Origin of the sequence: Bacillus solitudinis (assembly GCF_002797395.1) — a bacterium.
Classification (GTDB): Bacteria; Bacillota; Bacilli; order Bacillales; family Bacillaceae_D; genus Halalkalibacter_A; species Halalkalibacter_A solitudinis.
In genome coordinates this window covers 1,316,482-1,338,137 of sequence record NZ_KZ454943.1, presented here as the reverse complement: position 1 = coordinate 1,338,137, position 21,656 = coordinate 1,316,482, and the positions used below count along the sequence as shown (strand labels likewise).

Sequence of the window (21,656 nt, the reverse complement as noted above, 5' to 3'; positions counted from 1 at the left end):
GACTAAAGATGAAAGCATTTATTCGTTTGATGGGAACTGCAGTGTTATCGTTAGCACTTGTAGCATGTGGAGGCCAAGAAGAAGAAGCGGCAAATGATACAGAAGCTGATGGTGGTACCACCGATATAGAAATCGATGAAACGTCAACAATTGTGGTTGGTGCGACGAGTGTTCCACATGCTGAAATATTAGAACAAGCAGTAAATCCGTTAAAAGAGCAAGATATTGAACTTGTTATTGAAGAAATTCAAGAGTACGCTCTTTTAAATCGTGCTTTATCAGAAGGTAATTTGGACGCGAATTACTTCCAACATGAGCCTTACCTACTGCAGGAAACTGAAGAGTTCGGTTATGATTTGGTAAATGTCGGTGGGGTTCACATTGAGCCAATTGGTGTTTATTCACAAAAGCATGATAGTTTAGAGGAACTTCCGGACGGTGCAGAAATCCTAATGAGTAGCTCTATTACAGATCACGGTCGTATTTTGAAGATGCTTGAAGAGCAAGGACTTATTACGTTAAAAGAAGGAACAGGAGATAATGCGGCACTTGAGGATATTGAAGAAAATCGAAAAGACCTTCAGTTTAATGCTCGTATTGAACCATCACTTTTAGCTCAAGCCTATTTAAATGGCGAGGGAGATGCTGTGCTTATCAATTCAAACTATGCTATTGATAATGGTATTGACCCAATGAAGGATTCAATTGCTATGGAAGCGGGAGAAAATAATCCGTATGCGAACTTGCTTGTTGTTCGTAGTGGCGACGAGAACAATGACACGGTACAAGCATTGCTGGATGTGTTACGTTCAGAGGAAATTCAATCCTTTATTATTGAACAATATAACGGGGCAGTTATACCAGTAACAGAATAATGACTAAGAGGGTATCTTAAAGGAACAAAAACCTTAAGATACCCTTTATTTATTATCTAGAGGATTGAATGAAAAACCAACAGAAACAGATACTATACGTGTCAAAACTTGAAGGGGGACACACAAAATGAATGAACAAGAAATGAATCCAATTGAAATGGCATTACAGGAATACAAGCAAGGACTTGGAGACTTCACAAAGAAAATGCCGAAAATCGCAAAAAAATATAACGCATTCACAGAAGAATGCTTTGCTGAAGGAAAGCTATCACAAAAAGAAAAGCAAATGATCGCTTTAGGAGTTAGTGTCTTTTCTCAAGATGAGTATTGTATTATTTATCATACTAAGGGTTGTCTTGACCAAGGGTGTTCCGAAGAAGAAATTCTTGAAACCGTCGGTGTAACTGCAGCATTTGGAGGCGGAGCAGCAATGAGTCAGGCAGTGACGCTTGTACAAGAAGCTATTACAGAGCTTGGTTCAAGCAATCAGAACATACAGCAATAGGAGATTAATGGTATGATACAAGATATCGTCCGGATTTAAGAAGCGGAGTGATGCTTAAATGTGTCACTCTGCTTCTTCGATGTATAATCCTACGATCAAATGGGCGATCGTGGCGAGTATAGCAAGGCTTTTAAACGATTCAGTAATTAGCTTAACTCTTAGAGGTTGCCCAAAAGGGTATAAGCAGCCCTTTTTGAACACCCTCTAAAAGGGACGAAATAAGTCTTTTCGCTTACTTCCATAAAAAAGGCATGTTTTCTTTACGAGCTCCGTGCCTTGAACTTAAGTTGGATTTGTTATAAGATTGTAATGAGAATAGATTGAGAATAATTCAATTTAAAATAAGAATACTTGCCTATTTAAAAAAGCAGGATAATTTGGAGGTCATAATTATGTCAGCACCATTCTTAAAAATTGAGAATTTACATGTTTCTATCGAAGGAAAGGAGATTCTAAAAGATTTTAACCTAGAGGTTAGCGGTGGAGAAATTCACGCAATCATGGGACCGAACGGAACGGGGAAATCTACTCTATCTTCAGCTATTATGGGTCATCCAAAGTATGAAATTACAAGTGGTACCGTTACCCTTGACGGAAAAGATGTTCGTGAAATGGAAGTAGATGAAAGAGCTCAAGCAGGATTATTCCTGGCTATGCAATATCCTAGTGAGATCAGTGGAATTACAAACTCAGACTTCTTACGTGCAGCTATTAATGCAAAGCGGGAAGAGGGCGACGAAATCTCATTAATGAAGTTTATTCGTAAACTAGATGAGAAGATGGAACTTTTAGAAATGGACCAATCATTTGCTCATCGTTATTTGAACGAAGGATTCTCAGGTGGCGAAAAGAAACGGAATGAAATTCTTCAGCTACTTATGCTTGACCCTAAAATTGCCATCCTTGATGAGATTGATTCCGGTTTAGACATTGATGCTCTTAAAGTTGTTTCAGAGGGTATAAATGCAATGCGTTCACCAGAATTTGGCTGTTTAATTATTACCCATTATCAACGTCTCTTGAATTATATTAAGCCTGATAAGGTTCATGTTATGATGCAAGGTCGTATCGTTAAATCCGGTGGGGCTGAGTTAGCGGAGCGTCTTGAAGCAGAAGGTTATGACTGGATTAAAGAAGAGCTTGGGATTGAAGACGAGCGTGTAAACCTTGAAGCTTAAATAGTGTGAAAGTAAAAAGGACGTAAGAATTAACAATAAAGGGTGGGTATGTATGTCAGTGGACACGAAAGTAACGTTCGATTCAGAACAGATTCAATCATTTTCGAGTGGACGAAATGAGCCGCAATGGCTATTAGACATTCGACTAAAAGGCTTGGAGCTTGTTGATACGTTAGCACTTCCGAGACCAGAAAAAACAAAGATTGACAAGTGGAATTTCACTCAATTTACTAACTTTTCAGCAGAGGTTGCACCTGTTAATAGTATAGATTTACTTCCAGAAGGAATCCGGTCATTAGTTGGTGATGAAACTCCTGAGCAAAGCTTACTTGTTCAACAAGATACATCAGCAGTGTATGCGAAGCTTGGCGAAGAGTTAAAAGAGAAAGGTGTTATTTTTACTGATTTAGCTACCGCTGTTAAAGAGCATGCTGATTTAGTGAAAAAGTATCTTTTTGGTGAAGCGGTAAACGTTGAGGAAAACAAACTCACTGCGTTGCATGCTGCATTACTAAATGGTGGAGTGTTCATCTATGTTCCTCGTAATGTTGATGTTGCTGTACCGTTACAAGCGGTTTTCTCTATTGATACAGTCGAAACAGGCTTTTTCAATCATGTTATTGTCGTAGCAGAGGAAAATAGTTCAGTGACTTATGTAGAAAACTATGTATCTGCAAGTGGACAATCTGCTGTAGCGAACATTATTGCAGAAGTATACGCAGCTGCGGGTGCAAAGGTAGCATTTGGAGCGGTCGATAACTTAGCAAGTGATGTGATAACTTATGTGGTTCGACGTGCACATGTAGAACGAGATGCTCGTGTTGAATGGGCGCTTGGACAAATGAATGATGGAAATACGGTATCTGAGAATACTACACATCTAATTGGTGATGGTTCTTGGGCAGATACAAAAACGGTGACGATTGGTCGTGGGGTGCAAAAGCAAAACTTCACCACACAAATCTTCCATCATGGTAAGCACTCAGAAGGCTATATTTTAAAGCATGGGGTAATGCGTGATTCAGCAACGGCAATTTTTAACGGAATTACAAAAATTGAGCACGGGGCGACGAAATCAAATGGTGAGCAAACAGAGCGTATCCTTATGTTAAATGAAAAAGCACGTGGCGATGCCAATCCAATCCTACTTATTGATGAAGATGATGTTACTGCAGGGCATGCAGCATCTGTTGGACGTATTGACCCGCTACAAATGTTTTATTTAATGAGTAGAGGGATTTCTCGTAAAGAAGCAGAACGCCTTGTTATTCACGGTTTCTTAGCTCCTGTTGTTAACCAGCTTCCAATTGAATCAGTGAAAGAACAATTACGTGAAGCGATTGAAAGGAAAGTTAAATAATGAATGCCAAAGAGATTAAAGAGTTGTTTCCTATCTTAAATCAAGAAGTGAACGGGAATCCGCTCGTCTATTTGGACAGTGCAGCTACTTCACAGAAACCGGCTGCTGTCATTGAAAAGATTGATGATTACTATCGTCGTTACAACTCGAATGTTCATCGTGGGGTTCATACTTTAGGAACCATTGCAACAGATGGATATGAAGGTGCACGGGAGAAGGTTCGCTCTTTTATCGGGGCAGCATCTACGGAAGAAATAATTTTCACCCGTGGAACGACGACTGCTCTGAACTTAGTGGCGGCAAGCTATGGTGAAGCTAACTTATCGGAAGGCGATGAAATTGTGATTACCCCGATGGAACATCATAGCAACATCATACCTTGGCAGCAGATCGCTAAGAAAACCGGTGCTACTTTAAAATATATTCCTTTGCAGGCGGACGGCACGCTTGATTTAGCAGATGTGGAAGAAACAATTACAGAAAATACAAAAATGGTTTCGGTCATGCATGTGTCAAACGTGTTAGGTACAGTAAACCCTGTGAAGGAAATCGCAGCAATTGCCCATAAGCATGGAGCAGTGATGGTTGTCGATGGCGCTCAGAGTGCACCTCATATGAAAGTTGATGTTCAAGAGCTTGATTGCGATTTCTTTGCTTTCTCTGCTCATAAGATGGTAGGTCCGACTGGTATTGGTGCACTTTACGGAAAAAAACAATTGCTAAATCGTATGGAACCAATTGAATTTGGTGGCGAGATGATTGATTTCGTTGGACTACAGGATTCGACGTGGAAAGAGCTACCTTGGAAATTTGAAGGAGGTACTCCAATTATCGCCGGCGCAATTGGACTCGGTGCAGCAATTGATTTTCTTACTGATATCGGTCTTGACGAAATTGAAAAGCATGAGCATGAAGTTGTCGGCTACGCAATGGAACGACTTTCTGAAATTGAAGGTTTAACCATTTTTGGTCCAAAAAAACGAGCTGGTGTGATTACATTTAATTTAGATGATGTCCATCCACATGATGTTGCAACAGTTCTTGATGCTGAAGGCATCGCCGTTCGAGCAGGTCATCATTGCGCTCAACCATTAATGAAATGGTTAAATGTTACTGCAACGGCACGAGCTAGCTTCTACTTGTATAATACGAAGGAAGATGTAGACACATTAGTGGCTGGACTAGTAAAAACAAAGGAGTACTTTGGAGATGTCTTCTAATAACCTTGATACACTATATCGACAAGTGATCATGGATCATTATAAAAACCCACGAAATCGTGGAGAATTCGAAGGAGACACGTTGACTGTTAATATGAATAATCCAACGTGTGGGGATAGAATTCAAATTCAAATGAAGCTTGAGGATGGTAAAGTGGCTGCTGCAAAGTTTGTCGGAGAAGGTTGCTCAATTAGTTTAGCTTCTGCTTCAATGATGACACAGGCTGTAAAAGGGTTGACCCCCGATGAAGCCAACGCCATGTCAGAAATTTTCTCGAGTATGATGTTAGGAAAAGAGTATGACGAAGACCGATTTGATTTAGGAGATATTGAAGCTTTGCAAGGAGTTTCAAAATTTCCGGCACGGATTAAATGTGCAACGTTAGCGTGGAAGGCCATGGAAAAAGGGCTGCATGACCACGAAAATAAACCAGAGTAAGTATAATCTTAAGGAGGGTTTCGACAATGGCTAAAAAAATGCCAGATATCGGTGAGTATCAATATGGTTTTTCGGATCGGGATGTTTCGATTTTTCGTTCGAAGCGTGGTTTAACACCTGAGATCGTTGAAGAAATCTCGCGCATGAAGGAAGAGCCACAGTGGATGTTAGACTTCCGCTTAAAGTCTCTTGAGATATTTTATAAAATGCCTATGCCACAATGGGGTGGCGACATGTCTGAACTGAATTTTGATGAAATCACATATTATGTTAAACCATCAGAGAAATCAGAGAAGTCATGGGATGAAGTGCCAGAGGAAATCAAGAACACTTTTGATAAATTAGGTATTCCAGAAGCCGAACAAAAATACTTGGCTGGTGTTTCAGCACAGTATGAATCTGAGGTAGTTTACCACAGCATGAAGGAAGAGTTAACAGAGCAAGGTATTCTTTTTACAGATACGGATAATGCTCTTAAAGAGCATGAGGAAATTTTTAGAGAACATTTCGGTAAAACTATTCCACCAACTGATAATAAGTTTGCAGCTTTGAACTCAGCAGTATGGTCAGGTGGATCGTTCATTTATGTACCAAAAGGAGTCAAGTCGGAAACACCACTTCAAGCGTATTTCCGAATTAACTCAGAAAATATGGGACAGTTTGAAAGAACCCTTATTATTGCTGACGAAGAAAGTTCAGTGCATTATGTTGAAGGATGTACAGCGCCTGTTTACTCAACAAATTCACTTCATAGTGCGGTTGTTGAGATTATTGTTAAAAAGAACGCCTATTGCCGTTACACAACCATTCAAAACTGGGCACCAAATATTTTTAACCTTGTTACAAAACGTGCAGTTGCTGATGCTGGTGCAACAATGGAATGGGTTGATGGTAATATTGGTTCGAAGTTAACGATGAAGTATCCAGCTGTAATTATGAGAGGTGAAGGAGCAAAAGGGACGATCCTTTCAATTGCCATTGCTGGTAAAGGTCAACACCAAGACGCTGGTGCGAAAGTTACGCATTTAGCACCAAATTGTTCGTCTACTATTGTCTCTAAATCGATCTCTAAGCACGGTGGTAAAGTAACGTACCGTGGAATTTGTCACTTTGGTCGTCGCTCAGATGGATCTAAGTCAAAAATTGAGTGTGATACACTAATTATGGATAATGAATCAACGTCTGATACCATTCCATATAATGAGATTTTGAATAACAATATCACGCTTGAGCATGAAGCAACGGTGTCAAAGGTTTCAGAAGAGCAACTCTTCTATCTTATGAGCCGTGGGATTTCAGAACAAGAAGCAACAGAAATGATTGTTATGGGCTTCATTGAGCCATTTACAAAAGAACTTCCAATGGAATATGCAGTTGAGATGAATCGTCTTATCAAGTTTGAGATGGAAGGTTCAATCGGTTAATAGTACAATGAAAAGCGAATCCAAAAGGGTTCGCTTTTCATTCATCATTATACTCAGGTTTGACTCAGTCAATCGGACATACTGAATCAAACCTGAATATAGTACATATTTAAGTAAAAAGGTGACTACATTGATTTATATAGGATTAGCTGGCTGGGGAGACCATCCTTCTTTATATAAGGGAACAGGGACTAAAAAAGGGCTCGATGTTTATTCAAGCTATTTCCCAATTGTTGAACTTGATTCTTCTTTCTATGCAATTCAGCCGAAAAGAAATATGGAAAAATGGGTGAGAGAAACACCAGATTCTTTTCAATTTATAGTGAAAGCTTTCCAAGGGATGACAACGCATCAGCAGACTACTGGGTTTGAATCAAAAGAGGAGATGTTTGATGCTTTTCTTGATTCAATTCAGCCCATGGAAAAAGCTGATAAATTAGGAATGGTTCTTTGTCAGTTTCCACCTTGGTTTGATTGTAAAAAGGAAAATGTACAATATTTGCGTTATATGAGAGAAAGGTTAAGTGAAATCCCGTTGGCTTTAGAATTTCGTCATCAATCATGGTTCTTACCAGAAGTTTGCGAAAGGACCCTTTCATTTATGAATGATGAGGAGTGGATTCATAGCATCTGTGATGAGCCCCAAGCAGGAATGGGATCGGTACCAATTATATTGAAGGCAACAAATCCAAAAAAGACGTTAATTCGTTTTCATGGTCGCAATCTTTACGGTTGGAATGACCCGGGGGATGGTCGGTGGAGAGAAGTTCGCTATTTGTATCGTTATAACAGCGAGGAACTGAAGGAATGGCAAGTTAGATTATCAACCTTAAATAAAGAATCAGAAGACATCTACATTATTTTTAACAATAATTCAGGCGGAGACGCTGCTGAAAATGCCTTGGAGTTTATTTCAATGCTAGAAATTGACTACAAAGGACTAAACCCCCGCCAACTCGACTTATTTTAGTGAAGAGGTGGTCTTCCTCTTCACGCAGAGGATACGTATTATCATCCTCTCAAGGTTTGAGAAAATAAGAAGAGGTGGTCATCCTCTCAGGGTTTGGGGAATGGGAAGCTTCACGCAGAGAATGCACCTTTTAAGATTTCAGGGAAATAAAAAGGATTAAAGTTCCATTCATTTTATTTATATACTTTAATTATCATTGCTGTTCTGATCATTTAATCGATGAATGTTGGTTTAGAACGAAGGGGAATTGAATTGTCATGAAAACGGAGCGAATTAGGATATTTCATACAAATGATGTTCACAGTTGTTTTGATTATTGGCCAAAGATTGTAGGCTACGTAAACAAACATCGTGATGAACAAACACTCTTTTTTGATATTGGCGATCATGCAGATCGCTCGCATCCCATTACAGAGGCTACCGAAGGCAAGGGAAATGTGTCTCTTTTAAACGAAGCTGGGGTTGATTTTGCAACAATTGGAAATAATGAGGGGATTACATTTTCAAAGGAACAGCTTTGTTCTTTATATGAACAGGCTACATTTCAGGTACTAGTAGCTAACTTGTTTCATCAAGATGGAACAAGACCTAAGTGGGCTGCACCTTATCATGTTCATCAGATGGAAAGCGGCCTTAAAATTGCTATTATTGGTTTAACTGCCCCGTTCACAAGGTTTTATCAACAATTAGGATGGACGATTGAGCCCCCTATTGAGCTTTTAAGAGAAATAATGGAGGAAATTAACGGGAAATCTGATGTTGTTATATTGTTATCCCATCTAGGACTAGCCCGAGATGAAGAGATTGCCGAGACAATCGAAGGGATTGACCTAATATTAGGTGCTCATACACATGATGTTCTTCATCAAGGAAAGCACATTCGTGAGACAATGATTGCCCAAGCTGGAAAATTAGGTGCATACTTAGGTGAAATTACTTTTGACTATGATCATCAGCAAAAATCAATCATTTGGGAATCCGTACAGCTCATCGATTTCCAAACTGACACTTCCCCAGAAAATCCTAAAACAAGCGCATTAATAAAAACGCTTCAAGATGTAGCAGAAAAGACGTTGGCCGAGCCGGTGGCTGTTATACCAAAAACGTTTCCGGTATCATGGGAAGAGGAAACAGAAGCAGCTAGATTACTTTGTGATGCTGTAACTGAGTGGTGTGGGGAAGAGATTGGGATGATGAATTCAGGGGTATTGCTTGAATCAATCCGTGCGGGTATTTTGACAAGAGGTGATATTCATCGAATGTGCCCTCACCCGATTAATCCATGCGTAGTTAAATTAACTGGTAAAGACCTCTATCAAACGATTAAACGGTCACTTACGAATGAAATGAAAACCCTGCAACTACGAGGCTTCGGATTTCGAGGTAAAGTACTTGGACATATGTTGTATAGTGGGATTACTATTGCTGATCGAGATGACGCTCTTGATATTTTAATTCTCGGCGAGAAACTGGAAGAGGATCGTGAGTATAAAATTGCGACCCTTGATATGTACACATTTGGACACCTTTATCCCTGCGTCTCTGACTCGTCTTATAAGGCTTATTTCATGCCTGAGTTTTTACGGGATATCTTATCTTGGAAACTTAAGCAAAAGTGGTCATAATATCATTCACGACTTATGGAAATTGCTCATACGCTATATAGAGAAAGACTGAGCTAACATAAGGAGCGTGAAACGAATGATTGAAATGAACCCGATTAAAATTGAGGGTGAAACGTTTATCGCCGTAACGTTAAAGCTACCAAAAACAAATTTTATGGCTGTGATGAATGATATTGGCTATATTATGTGTGGGGCGCTGGATGTGGGATTATTAAATGCGAAGCTGAAAGAGCGTAAGATTGTAGCGGGTCGAGCAGTTGGAGTTCGTACCATTGATCAGTTATTAGATGCTCCTCTCGAGTCAGTTACCATTGAAGCAGAGGAACTTGGAATTTCACCTGGGATGAAGGGTAAAGATGCTTTACTTAAAATGAAGTATAAATAATAATAACTAAAAAATCTCAGCGTCGAACATTGGCTCTGAGGTTTTTTAGTTCTCTGATCAGTGAAATTTGTCGGATTTTAATAGTTTTTGTTGCAGATTCGAGGTTTTGTTGTAAACTAAGTATGATGAATACTAACTATGATTAATGCTAACTAAGAGGGAGAGCCAAATGAGATTAGTTGCTACTAAGTCAGTAGAACCAGGTGTGAAACTTGGTAAACCGATTTATAATGATAACGGACAAACTCTCTTATTTGAAGGAGCGGTTTTGTCAGAAAGAGTACTTGCTCGTTTAATAAACCTCGACATTGCGTTCATTTATATCCATGATGAACGTACAGAAGATATTATCGCTGAGGATGTTATCTCGGTCCAAACAAAACAAACAGCCCTTAAATCTATAAAAATGGAATTTGAATCAATTGCAAAAGATGCTAAATTAAAAAAGTCAGTAAATGGAGATTATTTAAGTCGAAGTTTTTCACTCGTTATTGAATCGATTCTAAAGGATATTAAAAGTAATCCAGACACCTTAGCCTTGCTATCAGATGTTTATGTCTACGATAGTTATATTTTTACGCACTCTTTAAATGTCACGGTCTATGCGTTAGCTTTGGCAGTTGAGCTTAATTTTACTGATAAACAGCTCTTGGAAATTGGAGTAGGTGCTTTATTACATGATATTGGAAAAATGGTTATTCCAATGGAGATTTTGGCTAAGCCAGGTCGCTTAACAGAAGAAGAGTTTAAAGAAGTGAAAAAGCATCCGAAGGCGGGCTTTGACCTTTTAAGGAATTTACCGAATATTTCTCTTCTGTCTGCGCATTGCGCCCTTCAACATCATGAGCGCTTAAATGGTGGTGGGTATCCTCAAGGTTTAGAGGCTGAGGAGATACATCCTTATGGTAAAATACTTGGGATTGCGGATGTTTTTGATGCGGTCACCTCCCATCGTGTTTATCGTCGTCCGATGCTTCCGCATGAAGGCTTAGAGCTACTGTACGCTGGAGTAGGGACACAATTTGACAAAACGCTAGTTGAAGCATTTAGTAGAGCGATTGCCGTGTATCCAGTTGGATTAACGCTTACGCTTAATGATGGAAGGGTAGCTATTGTCATTAAGCAAAATAAACAGTTAAGTTCCAGACCAGTCGTCCGGGTCATTTCTGACGGAAAGACTAATCTAGAAACACCGTATGACTTAGATCTTATGAAGGAAATTAATGTTACCATAATAGAGACAGAATCAACATTAGCAAGAGCAGAAGTTTAGTTGAAATAAATCAAAAGAAAGGTTAGCCAGAATTCATCCGGATAACCTAAATAGTAGATATTAATTTGTTGCTCCCTAAATTTTAGACCAGAAAGTGTTTAGATGGATTTGAATGCTTTAACTTGATTAGCAATTGCATTTTCTGTAGGGAGGCGCTCGATACTAGAGGCACCGAAAAATCCAGCCACACCTGTTGTGTTTTTCAATACATAGGCTGCATCTTCTGGTTCAGAAATCGGTCCACCATGACAAAGAACAATGATATCTGGCTTAACCGATTTTCCAGCATCGTGTATTCTTTGGACAAGAGAAGTTGCTTCATCTAAGGTGAGTGCAGTACTTGCACCAATGCTACCTTTTGTTGTTAAACCTACATGAGCAACTAATATATCTGCTCCTGCTTTTGCCATCTCAATAGCATCTTCTTCATTGAACACATAAGGGGTTGTTAATAAATCTAATTTATTGGCTTTCCGAATCATTTCGACCTCTTTGTTATAACCCATGCCGGTCTCTTCTAAGTTCTGACGGAAGACCCCATCGCAAAGGCCTACCGTAGGGAAGTTTTGGACTCCGGAGAAGCCTAAACGTTTTAAGTCTGCTAAAAATATATCCATTAACCGGAAAGGATCGGTTCCACAAACTCCAGCAAGAACAGGAGTATGGTTGACTATTGGTAGCACTTCGTTTCCCATCTCTACTACGATTTGATTTGCATCGCCATATGGCATAAGACCTGCTAATGAACCTCGACCTGCCATTCTATATCTTCCAGAGTTATAAATAATGATTAAATCAATACCACCAGCTTCTGCACTTTTTGCGGAGATTCCGGTACCAGCGCCTCCGCCTATTATGGGTGTTGATTCCTTGATTTGCTTGTGAAGTGTTTCTAAAATTTCTTTCCGACTAATGGACATGTTTATCCTCCTTTAGATTGCCTTCTAACAGCCTTAAAAAGGTTTGTGTCATGATAGTAGCAACAGATGGGTGATTAATGTCTTCATCAAGTTCAATTAGAGGGATATCCTTCCTTAAAGTTAGTTTAATTCCTTTTAATAATGCTTCTCTATGTTCTGGGCCATTAAATTCATTACCAGGAGTATCGAGGAGAGAAACACCTCCTTTTGGGAACATAACTGTAACTGGAGAATTTGAGAGACTTAGCTTTTCTCCTAGCCGCTTCCCTAAAGTTTCATTTTCTTCTATAGTAGTTCTCATTAATGTAGTTGTTGGGTTATGTTGATAAAATTGTCGATCGGAGTATGTTTCTGGCACTGTCTCTGGAGAACCGAAGTTAACCATATCTAAGGCACCCACTGAAACTACTTGTGGAATACCAGCTTCCCCAGCCGCTAATAGACGATCAGGCCCTGCACTAAAAACTCCACCGACTAATTCATCTGCTAGTTCAGTAGTTGTTACATCAATTACTCCCTTAATAAAACCTGATTTAATAAGTTCTTCCATGGCTAAACCGCCAGCCCCTGTTGCATGAAAGACAAGCACATCATATCCCAAATCCCTTAACTGTTCTCGAATTAGGTTACAACAGGGGGTAGTGACCCCGAACATTGTAATGCCAATCATTGTTTTAGAGGTATTATAGTTGTAAGAATTAGAGATGTTTTTAACCATTCCAACTAAGGCATAAGCAGCATTACTTAAAATTCTACTAGACAATTGATTAATTCCGGCTATGTCAATAACGGAATACATCATAGTAATATCCTTTACTCCGACATATGGTCGTGTATTTCCTGAAGCGACAGTAGATACAAGAACTTTCGGTATTCCTATCGTGAGCGATTGCATAGCGTTCGCAGCAACTGTAGTACCTGCTGTACCTCCCATACCGAAGACACCATCAATTTGAATTTCTTTGGATAATTTTTCGATAATGAGTTTTGCACCCATTGTCATAATAGAAATGGCTTTTCCTCGGTCATTATTTAACTTTAGTGTTTGAAGGTCACTGCCTGCAGCGAGAGCAACGTCATTAGAACTAATATCTGGGTCGAAAAATGGAGCGTCAAGTACACTCGTATCTATAACGAGGGTTTGAATATTATTTTTATTGAAAATATTCTTTACGAACAAATACTCCTCACCTTTCGTATCTAGAGCACCTATTAAAACGACTTTGCCACCCATCGTCTAACTCCTCTCAAATGATAAAGATATTTTATTCCCCAATTGTCTGTCTATCGGGTGATGAATACATAATAAGCATTCTACACGGTTCCCAACTAGTGACTTTAGCGTCATGTAGAACATTTCTAGGAATTCTAAGCATCATTCCGGGTTTTAGGTGAAATGATTCATCTCCTAAGGAATGTTCACATTCACCTGATAATACAAAAATTAGTTCTTCACAATTAGGATGATAATGTCGGGGGTTTGATTTTCCAGCTTCAATATAAACCATACCGAAAGTCATTTCACTATCAGCATCTATGTGATTACCGCAGAGCCACTGAATTTTACCCCAATCCATATCTGAAACGTATTTTTCATTGTTTAAATCAGTAATAGTAGCCATAAAATCCTCCTTAGGGTTTAGTTTGGTTTGGTTCTGTTTTTATTTTAATTCAACTATGTTGAATAAAACAAGTGTTTTTTTATTTTAGATAAACTTATTTAATAAAATTCAAATTAAATTTCAAAAAACAAAACCTATTCGACCCTACGGAATGAAGGATGAATAGGTTTTGTTAAGTCTATGGTTAACTACTAAATATAGCTAAATATCTAACTTCTTCTGATAAAGGAGTTAAGGTATGTTCTTCTAATGATGTGAAGTAAATTGAGTCTCCTGGTCCTAATGTATATTCGGTATTTCCTACTTTGTATTTCATCTGACCTTCCAAGACAAATAGGAATTCTTCTCCCTTATGAGAAAGGACATGTTTTTTAACTTCTCCTTTTTTTGCTATGAAATAGTAGGGTTGCATAATTTTATCTTGTCGCCCCGCTGCAAAAGCATAAAAAGAGTAGCCTTTTTCAGTTTTAATCCAGCGCTGACTATCTTTATAGGTAGATTCTAGCGTACAAATTGTTCCGCTCTCTTCATTATCGTCAAGTAGATTAGATACGGAAACTCCTAGTGCCTCAGCTATTTTCATTAATGTAGCAATTGGAGGAGTTGTCACACCGTTTTCGATTTTTGATAGAAGACTTTTTGTGAACCCACAATAGGAAGACACTTCTTCTAGTGTTCTATTTTGTTGTTTTCGGATAAAGCGTATTTTAGTACCTAATTTTTTTCCTATTTGCATATATATGTTCCTTTCTATTATCTTTATTTATTATTATACATGGAAGAAACAAAAAGAAAAGATATTGTGTATCTATATTCAAATAAGTTGAATTAATAGCGAGTTTTACGTTATTTCATATTGATTTTAGTATATATTATCCATTTGCTTTAATGTAAAAATATTACCTTTTATTAGGAGTATTGTTTTTGATTCGATTTTACTACCTTGTGTCTATTTAGAATGCGAGGTTTTTTAAAGGATTTAACAACAGAATAACGAAAATTCACTTTATTAGTAAGATAGAAAGGGAGAGAGAAGTGTTAATATATCAGTTTATGAACAAGTAACTCGAATTATAGCTAAATAAAGTTTAATTTAATTAAAAAAATATATTGATAATTCAACATTGTTGAATTAGAATAAAATTACAGAAAGCGGGAGGTGAGTATTCGATATATTTTGTTAATACTAACTAAGTGTATGAAAAGGGGTCGATCTTTTAATGAAATTTGCCTTCTCAAGACCAACTGCTACAAAGGAGCAACGAGAAACGTTATTCCTGAATTATCGTTCGGTAGGATATGATGGCCTTCAATTAAAATACGGACAATATGCACCTTACCTTAACAATCCAGGCTCTTTTATAGAGGAATGGGGTAACCAAGAAGGGGTAGCATCAGCATTGATTGCTGGCGGTAAATTAGACGAGCATAATCATCAAGAAATGAAATCCATCCTAGCATTCGCACAAACAGTAGGGGTAGAAAGGATTGTTTTCTGTCATGGTATTCCCCGTAATGAAATAGTCGAGGACGATTTAAAAAAATTTGCTTCCCAGCTTTCTGAATTAGGGAAGGAAGCCTACGAACAATTTGGAGTTCAACTCTCTCTTCATCATCATCATAATCAACCGGTCATGTATAGGAGTGACTTTGATGTGTTTTTTGATAATGTGAGAGGCGATTCAGTTAATTTAACTGTGGATACCGCCCACCTTTATGCATCAGGAATTCGAGATATAGCTGAAGTGATTTACTCGTTTAAAGACAGGATTGATAACTTCCATATGAAAGATTTTGCTGACGGAGATTGGAAAGTTCTTGGTGAAGGAATCATTGATTTTAAACCGATTTTCAAAGCAATTCAGACAATTGAGTATGATGGTTGGATTTCTGCAGACGAAGAAAGTGGAAGTGGTATTTTACAAGGTATGCGAGATTGCTATCGTTATATGAAGGAAGGCCTCATAAATTAGACTAGTATAATTATTGAAAAAACTCATTTCAGAAAATTAGATAAAGTGAAAATATTATTCCTGAAGATGGAGGTTTTATAATGGAAACAAAACGTTATCGTGTAGGATTTGTAGGTGCTGGGCATGTAACCAAAATGCATCTAGACGGTTTAATGAAAAATAAAGAACGAGCTGAAGTTGTTGCAATTTGTGATCCTAATGAAGATATTTTAAAAGAAAGAGCAAATATGTACCATATTGAGCAAAGATATACCGAGTTAACTGAATTTATCGATAATAGTAACATTGATGTTGCGGTTGTTTGTACGCCATCAATTATTCGAAAGGATGTTATCTTTCCATTAATCGAGGCCGGCATACCGATATTTTGTGAAAAACCTTTCACAGAAACATTAAAAGAAGCACAAGAAATTACCGACAAAGCAAAAAAACATGGAGTTCAAATAAGTATAAATCAAAACTTTAGAAAACATTATCCATTTGACTTTGTCCGAAATTTAATTGCTGACGAAGAAATCGGTAGCGTTTCATCCGTCAAGTTTCAAGACTATTATTTTCGACAAGATCAAGGATGGAGAACGCAGTGTGAAAGAAATTCCCTGTCAGTTATGGGTGTCCATTGGCTAGACGGGTTTAGATGGATTTTAAACAGTGAGGCTAAAAGCTTAGTTTGTCAGACGTATTCTTCTCCGGCGATTAATTGCAAAGGTGATACTGATTCCTCAGTCCAAATTTTGTTTCAAAATGGTGTAACTGTGTCTTATTCACAAAGTTTATCTTCTCCTTTCCGAAGAACAGAACTGATTGTTGTAGGGGAAACAGGGACTCTCGTTGCGGACTATACGAATATCTCGTTATATCAACAGGATTCTAAAGAACCTGTAAAAGTATGGGAAAACCCCACGGGCGGGCAAGACTTAAAACCTGATTCGGCGTTTGGAGGGCTTAATGAATTGCTAATGGCTATCGAAAACTATGAAAACGCTTCAAATAGCTCTGAGGATAATTTAAGAACGATTTCACTACTAGAGGCTTCTTATCGATCTGCGGCAGAACAAAGAATTGTTACTTTTAATTCAGATGGGATTTTAGAAGAAAAGTTTGTGAAAAATTAAGCATAGGAGGGGAAATATGAAAAATAATCTTCCGAAATTAATAATGGGTCTTTTAATGATTGGATTATTACTCTTAGTTGGCTGTAGTGACAAGAGTAGTAATTCTTCAGAACAACAATCTGAAGGTAGCGGAGATAGCACGAAGCAGCAAGAAGTCACATCTAATGAACCAACAACACTTTCTTTATGGACATTTGCTGCGTATCATCAAGACCACTTTGCTCATATGCTCGATAGATGGAATGAAGAGCATCCAGATGAGCCAATTAATTTAGAAATGACGAACTACCCTTTTGAGGAGATGCATAACAAACTTCTGATTGCACTTCAATCGGGTGTAGGTGCTCCTGATCTAGCGAATATTGAGATTAAAAAATGGTCGAGTTTTCTTCAAGGGTCTGAAGAAGATATTGAGTTAGTTCCATTAAATGACATTGTTGAACCGATTCTTGATAAAGCAGTTACGGCACGTTTTACGAACTATAGCAAAGACGGAACTTATTATGGCTTACCAACACAGGTTGCTGCAACTGTCACTTATTACAATAAACAAATAATGGATGAAGCAGGAATTGATCCTTTAACAATTGAAACGTGGGATGAATTTGTTGAGGCGGGGAAAGTAGTAAAAGAGAAAACAGGTAAGCCTATGACGACAATCGAAGCACCTGGAGCATGGTCTTTCTGGCCACTAATTTCTCAACGGGGCTCTGACTTAATCGGCGATGATGGCAGTGTCATCATCGATAACGAGATTAATACTGAAGTATTGCAGTTTGTTTCAGATATGGTTCATGTTCATGAAATTGCTATACCAGCGCCAGGGGGTGACCATTCAGCAGAAGAGTACTTTGGCTTCTTTGCGGACAATGGTGCAGCTTCAGTTGTTATGCCAGCTTGGTATATGAGTCGTTTTAGGGATTATATGCCCAATATGGCCGGAAATATTGTCATAACGCCAATGCCTGCTTGGGAAAAGGGTGGATCAAGATCTGCTGGTATGGGGGGAACGGGAACAGCGATTACAAAACAATCGAAAAATGTAGATTTAGCGAAACGCTTTATGGAATTTGCAAAATTGTCTGAGGAGGGCAATATCGCCTTATGGACGAAACTCGGTTCTGAGCCGCCAAGATGGGATGTTTGGGATGCTCCTGAAATGAGTGAAGATAATGAATTTACTAGATTATTTGGAAATGAGATTTTTGAAATGTTGTCGACGATTCGGGAAGATATTAATCCAGTAAATATCACAGATGATACTACTAGAGCAGTGGATCAGGTTCAAAACCAATTGATGTATCAAGTGATAAGAGAAGGCGCAGATGTAAAAGAGACGATTAAGGCTGTAGCGGATGATGTACGAAGAACACAAAAATAAAAAATTGAATGTACTAATTTATAGTGAACCCAAGAGAATTCACGAGGATAAGAATCTCGTGAGTTCTCCAAATTATATAAGGGGTGAACACATGAATCTTGAAAAACAGCAAGTGTCAAATGTTTTGCCCACGATACAAAAAAGAAAAAAAATAACGAAGTTTTTTTATTCACCAAAGTTTGCTCCCTATTTTTTTGTTTTTCCCTTTGTTGCTGCTTTTCTAATATTCTTTTTGTATCCAATTATTAGTACAATAATTATGAGTTTTCAGGAGATTAATATTTCAAACAGCAGATTTATCGCCTTTAAAAATTACGAGGGATTAAACACTCCACAGTTTTATAAAGCACTTTCTAATAGTGCCCAGTTTACTTTTTGGACAATCGTTATTTTGATTCCATTTCCTCTAATCACGGCTGTTTTTTTACATTCAAAATTAACGCATCTTAGAAACTTTTTTAAATCTGCTTTATTTATTCCTGCACTAACTTCTGTTGTTGTAGGTGGTGTAATTTTTCGTATTTTATTTGCCGAGTCAGAGACAGGCTTCTTAAATTCAATTATCATGACACTCGGTTTTTCTCCGCAGGAATGGAGAATGCAATCGAACACGGCGATGTTTTTAATGGTTGCCTTAGCTAGCTGGCGTTGGATGGGTGTTAATATCCTTTATTTTTTAGCGGGGTTACAAAGCATACCGAAAGACCTTTATGAATCAGCAGAAATCGATGGGGCAAGTACGTTAAAGAAGTTTTTCCATATCACTCTACCATTTTTGAAACCAGTAAGTATTTATGTCCTAACAGTCACGATTTACAGCGGTTTTTCGATGTTCACGGAAAGTTATGTGTTTTGGAGAACAGGTTCACCAAATGACATTGGTTTAACCATTGTTGGTTACTTGTTTCAAGAAGGTTTTTCTTATGGAAATTTAGGGTTTGGTTCTGCAATTGGAATGGCGTTGCTCTTTATCGTATTAGTTGTAAACATCATTCAGCTAAAATTCTTCGGATTGTTTAGAAAGGAGGGCTAAGCATGAAAAAGAAAAACAGGATGGCATCCATGTTTCTTGTAAGTTACTTTATCATTGTATGTCTCATTGTGCTCTTCCCATTTTATGCTCTGTTACTTGCTGCCTTTAAACCAACAGCGGATCTGATGCGTTATGGAGTCGATTTAAATCTTAACTGGGAATCGATGAGTCTTAATAATTTTAGAACGTTGTTTGCTTCATCAACAGGAGATTTGTATTTTCACTGGTATAAAAACAGTATCATTGTAACGGTTCTTTATACGTTCTTTTCATTATTGTTTTCCTCCCTCGTAGGGTATGGCTTTGGAGTATATGACTTTAAAGGTAAAAATATATTATTTGTTTTAGTACTAGTTGTTATGATGATACCTACTGAGATTCTTATTTTACCCCTTTATAGAATGATTATAAATTTAGGGATAATTGATACGTATACAGGAGTTATCGCTCCGTTTGCCATTGCACCAATAGCGATATTCTTTTTTAGGCAGTTTGCCTCAGGGTTACCGCGTGAGCTGATGGATGCAGGTAGAATAGATGGTTGTTCTGAATATGGCTTGTACTTTAGAATTATGATGCCATTAATGCTTCCAGCATTTGGAGCAATGGCAATATTACAAGGTATGCGAAGCTGGAATGACTTATTATGGCCATTAATTGTGTTAAGAACTGAAACAAATTTCACATTACCAATTGGCTTAACCGCATTAATTAGTCCTTATGAAGACAACCTTGATATCTTAATAGCAGGTTCGATTATGACGATTATACCGATGATGCTCCTATTTCTTTTCTTCCAAAGATATTTTGTAGCAGGGTTAACAGCTGGGGGGGTTAAAGGATAATGAAAAGTTCTAAGACTGTTCTTCAATAATGTTGAACAGTCTTTTTGTATGGAATAAATTCATTTACCTCGTTGAGAATCTTAAATTTGGGAATTGAAAAATATGCATTTCTAGATTTGTTTAATTATCTATGAAATAATAGAATAAAAAGCATTATAATTTTGTTGCTTTCAGATAATAACATTGGTGAATTTCCCAATGAAAAAGGAGTAATCAATGAATGAAACAATACTTAGATTTATGTAAGCATGTATTAAATGGCGGCACGGAGAAAGCAGATCGAACGGGGACGGGGACAATTAGTACATTCGGTTATCAAATGAGATTTAACCTGCAAGAGGGGTTTCCGGTAGTTACGACGAAAAAACTTCATCTTCGTTCGATTATTCATGAATTACTATGGTTTTTAAAAGGAGAGACCAATGTCCGGTATCTTCAAGAACATAATGTTCGCATTTGGAACGAATGGGCAGATGAAGATGGTGAACTTGGGCCTATTTATGGAAAACAGTGGCGCTCATGGGAGGGGGCCAATGGGAAAACCGTTGACCAAATATCAGAGGTTATTCAACAAATTAAGGACAACCCTGACTCACGCCGATTAATCGTAAGTGCTTGGAATGCAGCGGAAATTGATGAGATGGCTTTAGCTCCATGTCACTGTTTTTTTCAGTTTTATGTAAATGATGGGAAACTTTCTTGTCAGTTATATCAACGTAGTGCAGATATTTTTCTCGGGGTACCATTTAATATTGCTTCCTATGCTTTGTTAACCATGATGGTTGCACAGGTGACTGATTTGGAACTTGGCGAATTTGTCCATACATTGGGGGATGCTCATATTTATTCAAATCATATTGACCAAGTGAATTTACAGCTGACTCGGGAGCCACGTTCTCTGCCTACAATGAATATCAACAAGGACGTGAAATCAATTTTCGATTTTACGATTGAAGATTTCACCTTAGAGAATTACGACCCTCATCCCCATATAAAAGGTGAGGTGGCAGTATGATTTCATTTATTGTCGCCATGGATAAGCAGCGAGCGATTGGAAAAGATAACGATTTACCATGGCATCTTCCTGCTGATTTGGCTCATTTTAAACGAATCACTACTAACCACACGATTGTGATGGGACGTAAAACATATGAATCAATAGGGCGACCATTACCAAAGCGTAGAAATATCATATTAACGAGAAACGAATCGTTTCACGCTCCTGGATGCGAAGTTGTTCATACTGTAGATGAAGTAAAAGCAATGATTTCTGCTGAGGAGGAATGCTTTGTCATCGGTGGGGCAGAGGTATTTAAATTAATGTGGAATGATGTTAGGCGTTTATATGTCACGAACATTCACGAAACGTTTGGGGGAGACACCTTTTTCCCGGAAATTTCTGAAGAGGAGTGGACGCTCGTTTCTAAGGAAGCTGGTATTATTGATGAACGAAATCGCTACCCGCATGACTTTTGTATGTATGAGAGAAAAAATTAGGGTTGTTTAGAGGAGA

General features: G+C 38.0%; 22 protein-coding genes. 18 read left to right on the top strand and 4 right to left on the bottom strand.

The window, feature by feature from the left end; all coding sequences use genetic code 11:
- Positions 1–8 precede the first annotated feature (8 nt).
- From CEF19_RS06540 to CEF19_RS06490, 11 genes are all read left to right on the top strand, one after another.
- A complete protein-coding gene (locus CEF19_RS06540; RefSeq protein ID WP_100405346.1) occupies positions 9–875 on the top strand; it encodes a MetQ/NlpA family ABC transporter substrate-binding protein in 867 nt (288 codons plus the stop codon).
- 127 nt (positions 876–1,002) lie between these two features.
- A complete protein-coding gene (locus CEF19_RS06535; RefSeq protein ID WP_100405345.1) occupies positions 1,003–1,380 on the top strand; it encodes a carboxymuconolactone decarboxylase family protein in 378 nt (125 codons plus the stop codon).
- Positions 1,381–1,772: 392 nt separating this feature from the next.
- The gene (gene sufC, locus CEF19_RS06530; protein ID WP_100405344.1) at positions 1,773–2,558 is read left to right on the top strand and encodes a Fe-S cluster assembly ATPase SufC; all 786 of its coding nucleotides are present in this window, start codon (positions 1,773–1,775) and stop codon (positions 2,556–2,558) included.
- Positions 2,559–2,610: 52 nt separating this feature from the next.
- Complete coding sequence (sufD, locus tag CEF19_RS06525; protein ID WP_100405343.1) at positions 2,611–3,918, top strand: Fe-S cluster assembly protein SufD; 1,308 nt, start codon at positions 2,611–2,613, stop codon at positions 3,916–3,918.
- Positions 3,918–5,138: a cysteine desulfurase gene (locus CEF19_RS06520; protein WP_100405342.1), complete on the top strand. Its 1,221-nt coding sequence runs from the start codon at positions 3,918–3,920 to the stop codon at positions 5,136–5,138. The genes sufD and CEF19_RS06520 overlap by 1 nt, the downstream gene beginning before the upstream one ends.
- The gene (gene sufU / locus CEF19_RS06515) at positions 5,128–5,577 is read left to right on the top strand and encodes a Fe-S cluster assembly sulfur transfer protein SufU (protein ID WP_100405341.1); all 450 of its coding nucleotides are present in this window, start codon (positions 5,128–5,130) and stop codon (positions 5,575–5,577) included. Before CEF19_RS06520 ends, sufU begins: the two co-directional genes overlap by 11 nt.
- Before the next feature lie 26 nt (positions 5,578–5,603).
- Positions 5,604–7,001 (top strand): Fe-S cluster assembly protein SufB, encoded by a 1,398-nt coding sequence (gene sufB / locus CEF19_RS06510; RefSeq protein WP_100405340.1) that lies wholly within the window; start codon positions 5,604–5,606, stop codon positions 6,999–7,001.
- A 130-nt stretch (positions 7,002–7,131) separates the two neighbouring features.
- A complete protein-coding gene (locus tag CEF19_RS06505; protein WP_100405339.1) occupies positions 7,132–7,971 on the top strand; it encodes a DUF72 domain-containing protein in 840 nt (279 codons plus the stop codon).
- Between the two features lie 257 nt (positions 7,972–8,228).
- The gene (locus tag CEF19_RS06500; protein WP_100405338.1) at positions 8,229–9,596 is read left to right on the top strand and encodes a bifunctional metallophosphatase/5'-nucleotidase; all 1,368 of its coding nucleotides are present in this window, start codon (positions 8,229–8,231) and stop codon (positions 9,594–9,596) included.
- 76 nt (positions 9,597–9,672) lie between these two features.
- Positions 9,673–9,981 (top strand): YunC family protein, encoded by a 309-nt coding sequence (locus CEF19_RS06495; protein ID WP_100405337.1) that lies wholly within the window; start codon positions 9,673–9,675, stop codon positions 9,979–9,981.
- Between the two features lie 169 nt (positions 9,982–10,150).
- Complete coding sequence (locus CEF19_RS06490) at positions 10,151–11,254, top strand: HD-GYP domain-containing protein (RefSeq protein ID WP_100405336.1); 1,104 nt, start codon at positions 10,151–10,153, stop codon at positions 11,252–11,254.
- A 98-nt stretch (positions 11,255–11,352) separates the two neighbouring features.
- Here the strand turns inward: CEF19_RS06490 and CEF19_RS06485 are convergent, their stop codons facing one another.
- The 4 genes from CEF19_RS06485 to CEF19_RS06470 form a co-directional block, all read right to left on the bottom strand.
- Positions 11,353–12,174 (bottom strand): phosphoenolpyruvate hydrolase family protein, encoded by an 822-nt coding sequence (locus tag CEF19_RS06485; protein ID WP_100405335.1) that lies wholly within the window; start codon positions 12,172–12,174, stop codon positions 11,353–11,355.
- Positions 12,164–13,408: a Tm-1-like ATP-binding domain-containing protein gene (locus tag CEF19_RS06480; RefSeq protein ID WP_100405334.1), complete on the bottom strand. Its 1,245-nt coding sequence runs from the start codon at positions 13,406–13,408 to the stop codon at positions 12,164–12,166. The genes CEF19_RS06485 and CEF19_RS06480 overlap by 11 nt, the downstream gene beginning before the upstream one ends.
- A 31-nt stretch (positions 13,409–13,439) precedes the next feature.
- Positions 13,440–13,796, bottom strand: a complete 357-nt coding sequence (locus CEF19_RS06475; protein WP_100405333.1) for a cupin domain-containing protein — start codon at positions 13,794–13,796, stop codon at positions 13,440–13,442.
- A gap of 184 nt (positions 13,797–13,980) precedes the next feature.
- Positions 13,981–14,532, bottom strand: a complete 552-nt coding sequence (locus CEF19_RS06470; RefSeq protein ID WP_100405332.1) for a helix-turn-helix domain-containing protein — start codon at positions 14,530–14,532, stop codon at positions 13,981–13,983.
- Positions 14,533–15,016: 484 nt separating this feature from the next.
- Between CEF19_RS06470 and CEF19_RS06465 the strand changes: the two genes are divergently transcribed.
- The 7 genes from CEF19_RS06465 (at position 15,017) to CEF19_RS06435 (ending at position 21,640) form a co-directional block, all read left to right on the top strand.
- Entirely contained in the window at positions 15,017–15,769 is a 753-nt protein-coding gene (locus tag CEF19_RS06465; RefSeq protein ID WP_100405331.1) for a sugar phosphate isomerase/epimerase family protein, read from the top strand.
- Positions 15,770–15,849: 80 nt separating this feature from the next.
- Positions 15,850–16,884 (top strand): Gfo/Idh/MocA family protein, encoded by a 1,035-nt coding sequence (locus CEF19_RS06460; RefSeq protein ID WP_100405330.1) that lies wholly within the window; start codon positions 15,850–15,852, stop codon positions 16,882–16,884.
- A 16-nt stretch (positions 16,885–16,900) separates the two neighbouring features.
- The gene (locus tag CEF19_RS06455) at positions 16,901–18,265 is read left to right on the top strand and encodes an ABC transporter substrate-binding protein (RefSeq protein ID WP_227521930.1); all 1,365 of its coding nucleotides are present in this window, start codon (positions 16,901–16,903) and stop codon (positions 18,263–18,265) included.
- A 91-nt stretch (positions 18,266–18,356) separates the two neighbouring features.
- Positions 18,357–19,298, top strand: coding sequence for a carbohydrate ABC transporter permease (locus CEF19_RS06450; protein WP_100405329.1), 942 nt, complete (start codon positions 18,357–18,359; stop codon positions 19,296–19,298).
- A 2-nt stretch (positions 19,299–19,300) separates the two neighbouring features.
- The gene (locus tag CEF19_RS06445) at positions 19,301–20,143 is read left to right on the top strand and encodes a carbohydrate ABC transporter permease (protein WP_100405328.1); all 843 of its coding nucleotides are present in this window, start codon (positions 19,301–19,303) and stop codon (positions 20,141–20,143) included.
- Positions 20,144–20,363: 220 nt separating this feature from the next.
- Positions 20,364–21,158: a thymidylate synthase gene (locus CEF19_RS06440; protein WP_100405327.1), complete on the top strand. Its 795-nt coding sequence runs from the start codon at positions 20,364–20,366 to the stop codon at positions 21,156–21,158.
- Positions 21,155–21,640, top strand: a complete 486-nt coding sequence (locus CEF19_RS06435) for a dihydrofolate reductase (RefSeq protein WP_100405326.1) — start codon at positions 21,155–21,157, stop codon at positions 21,638–21,640. Before CEF19_RS06440 ends, CEF19_RS06435 begins: the two co-directional genes overlap by 4 nt.
- Positions 21,641–21,656 lie beyond the last annotated feature (16 nt).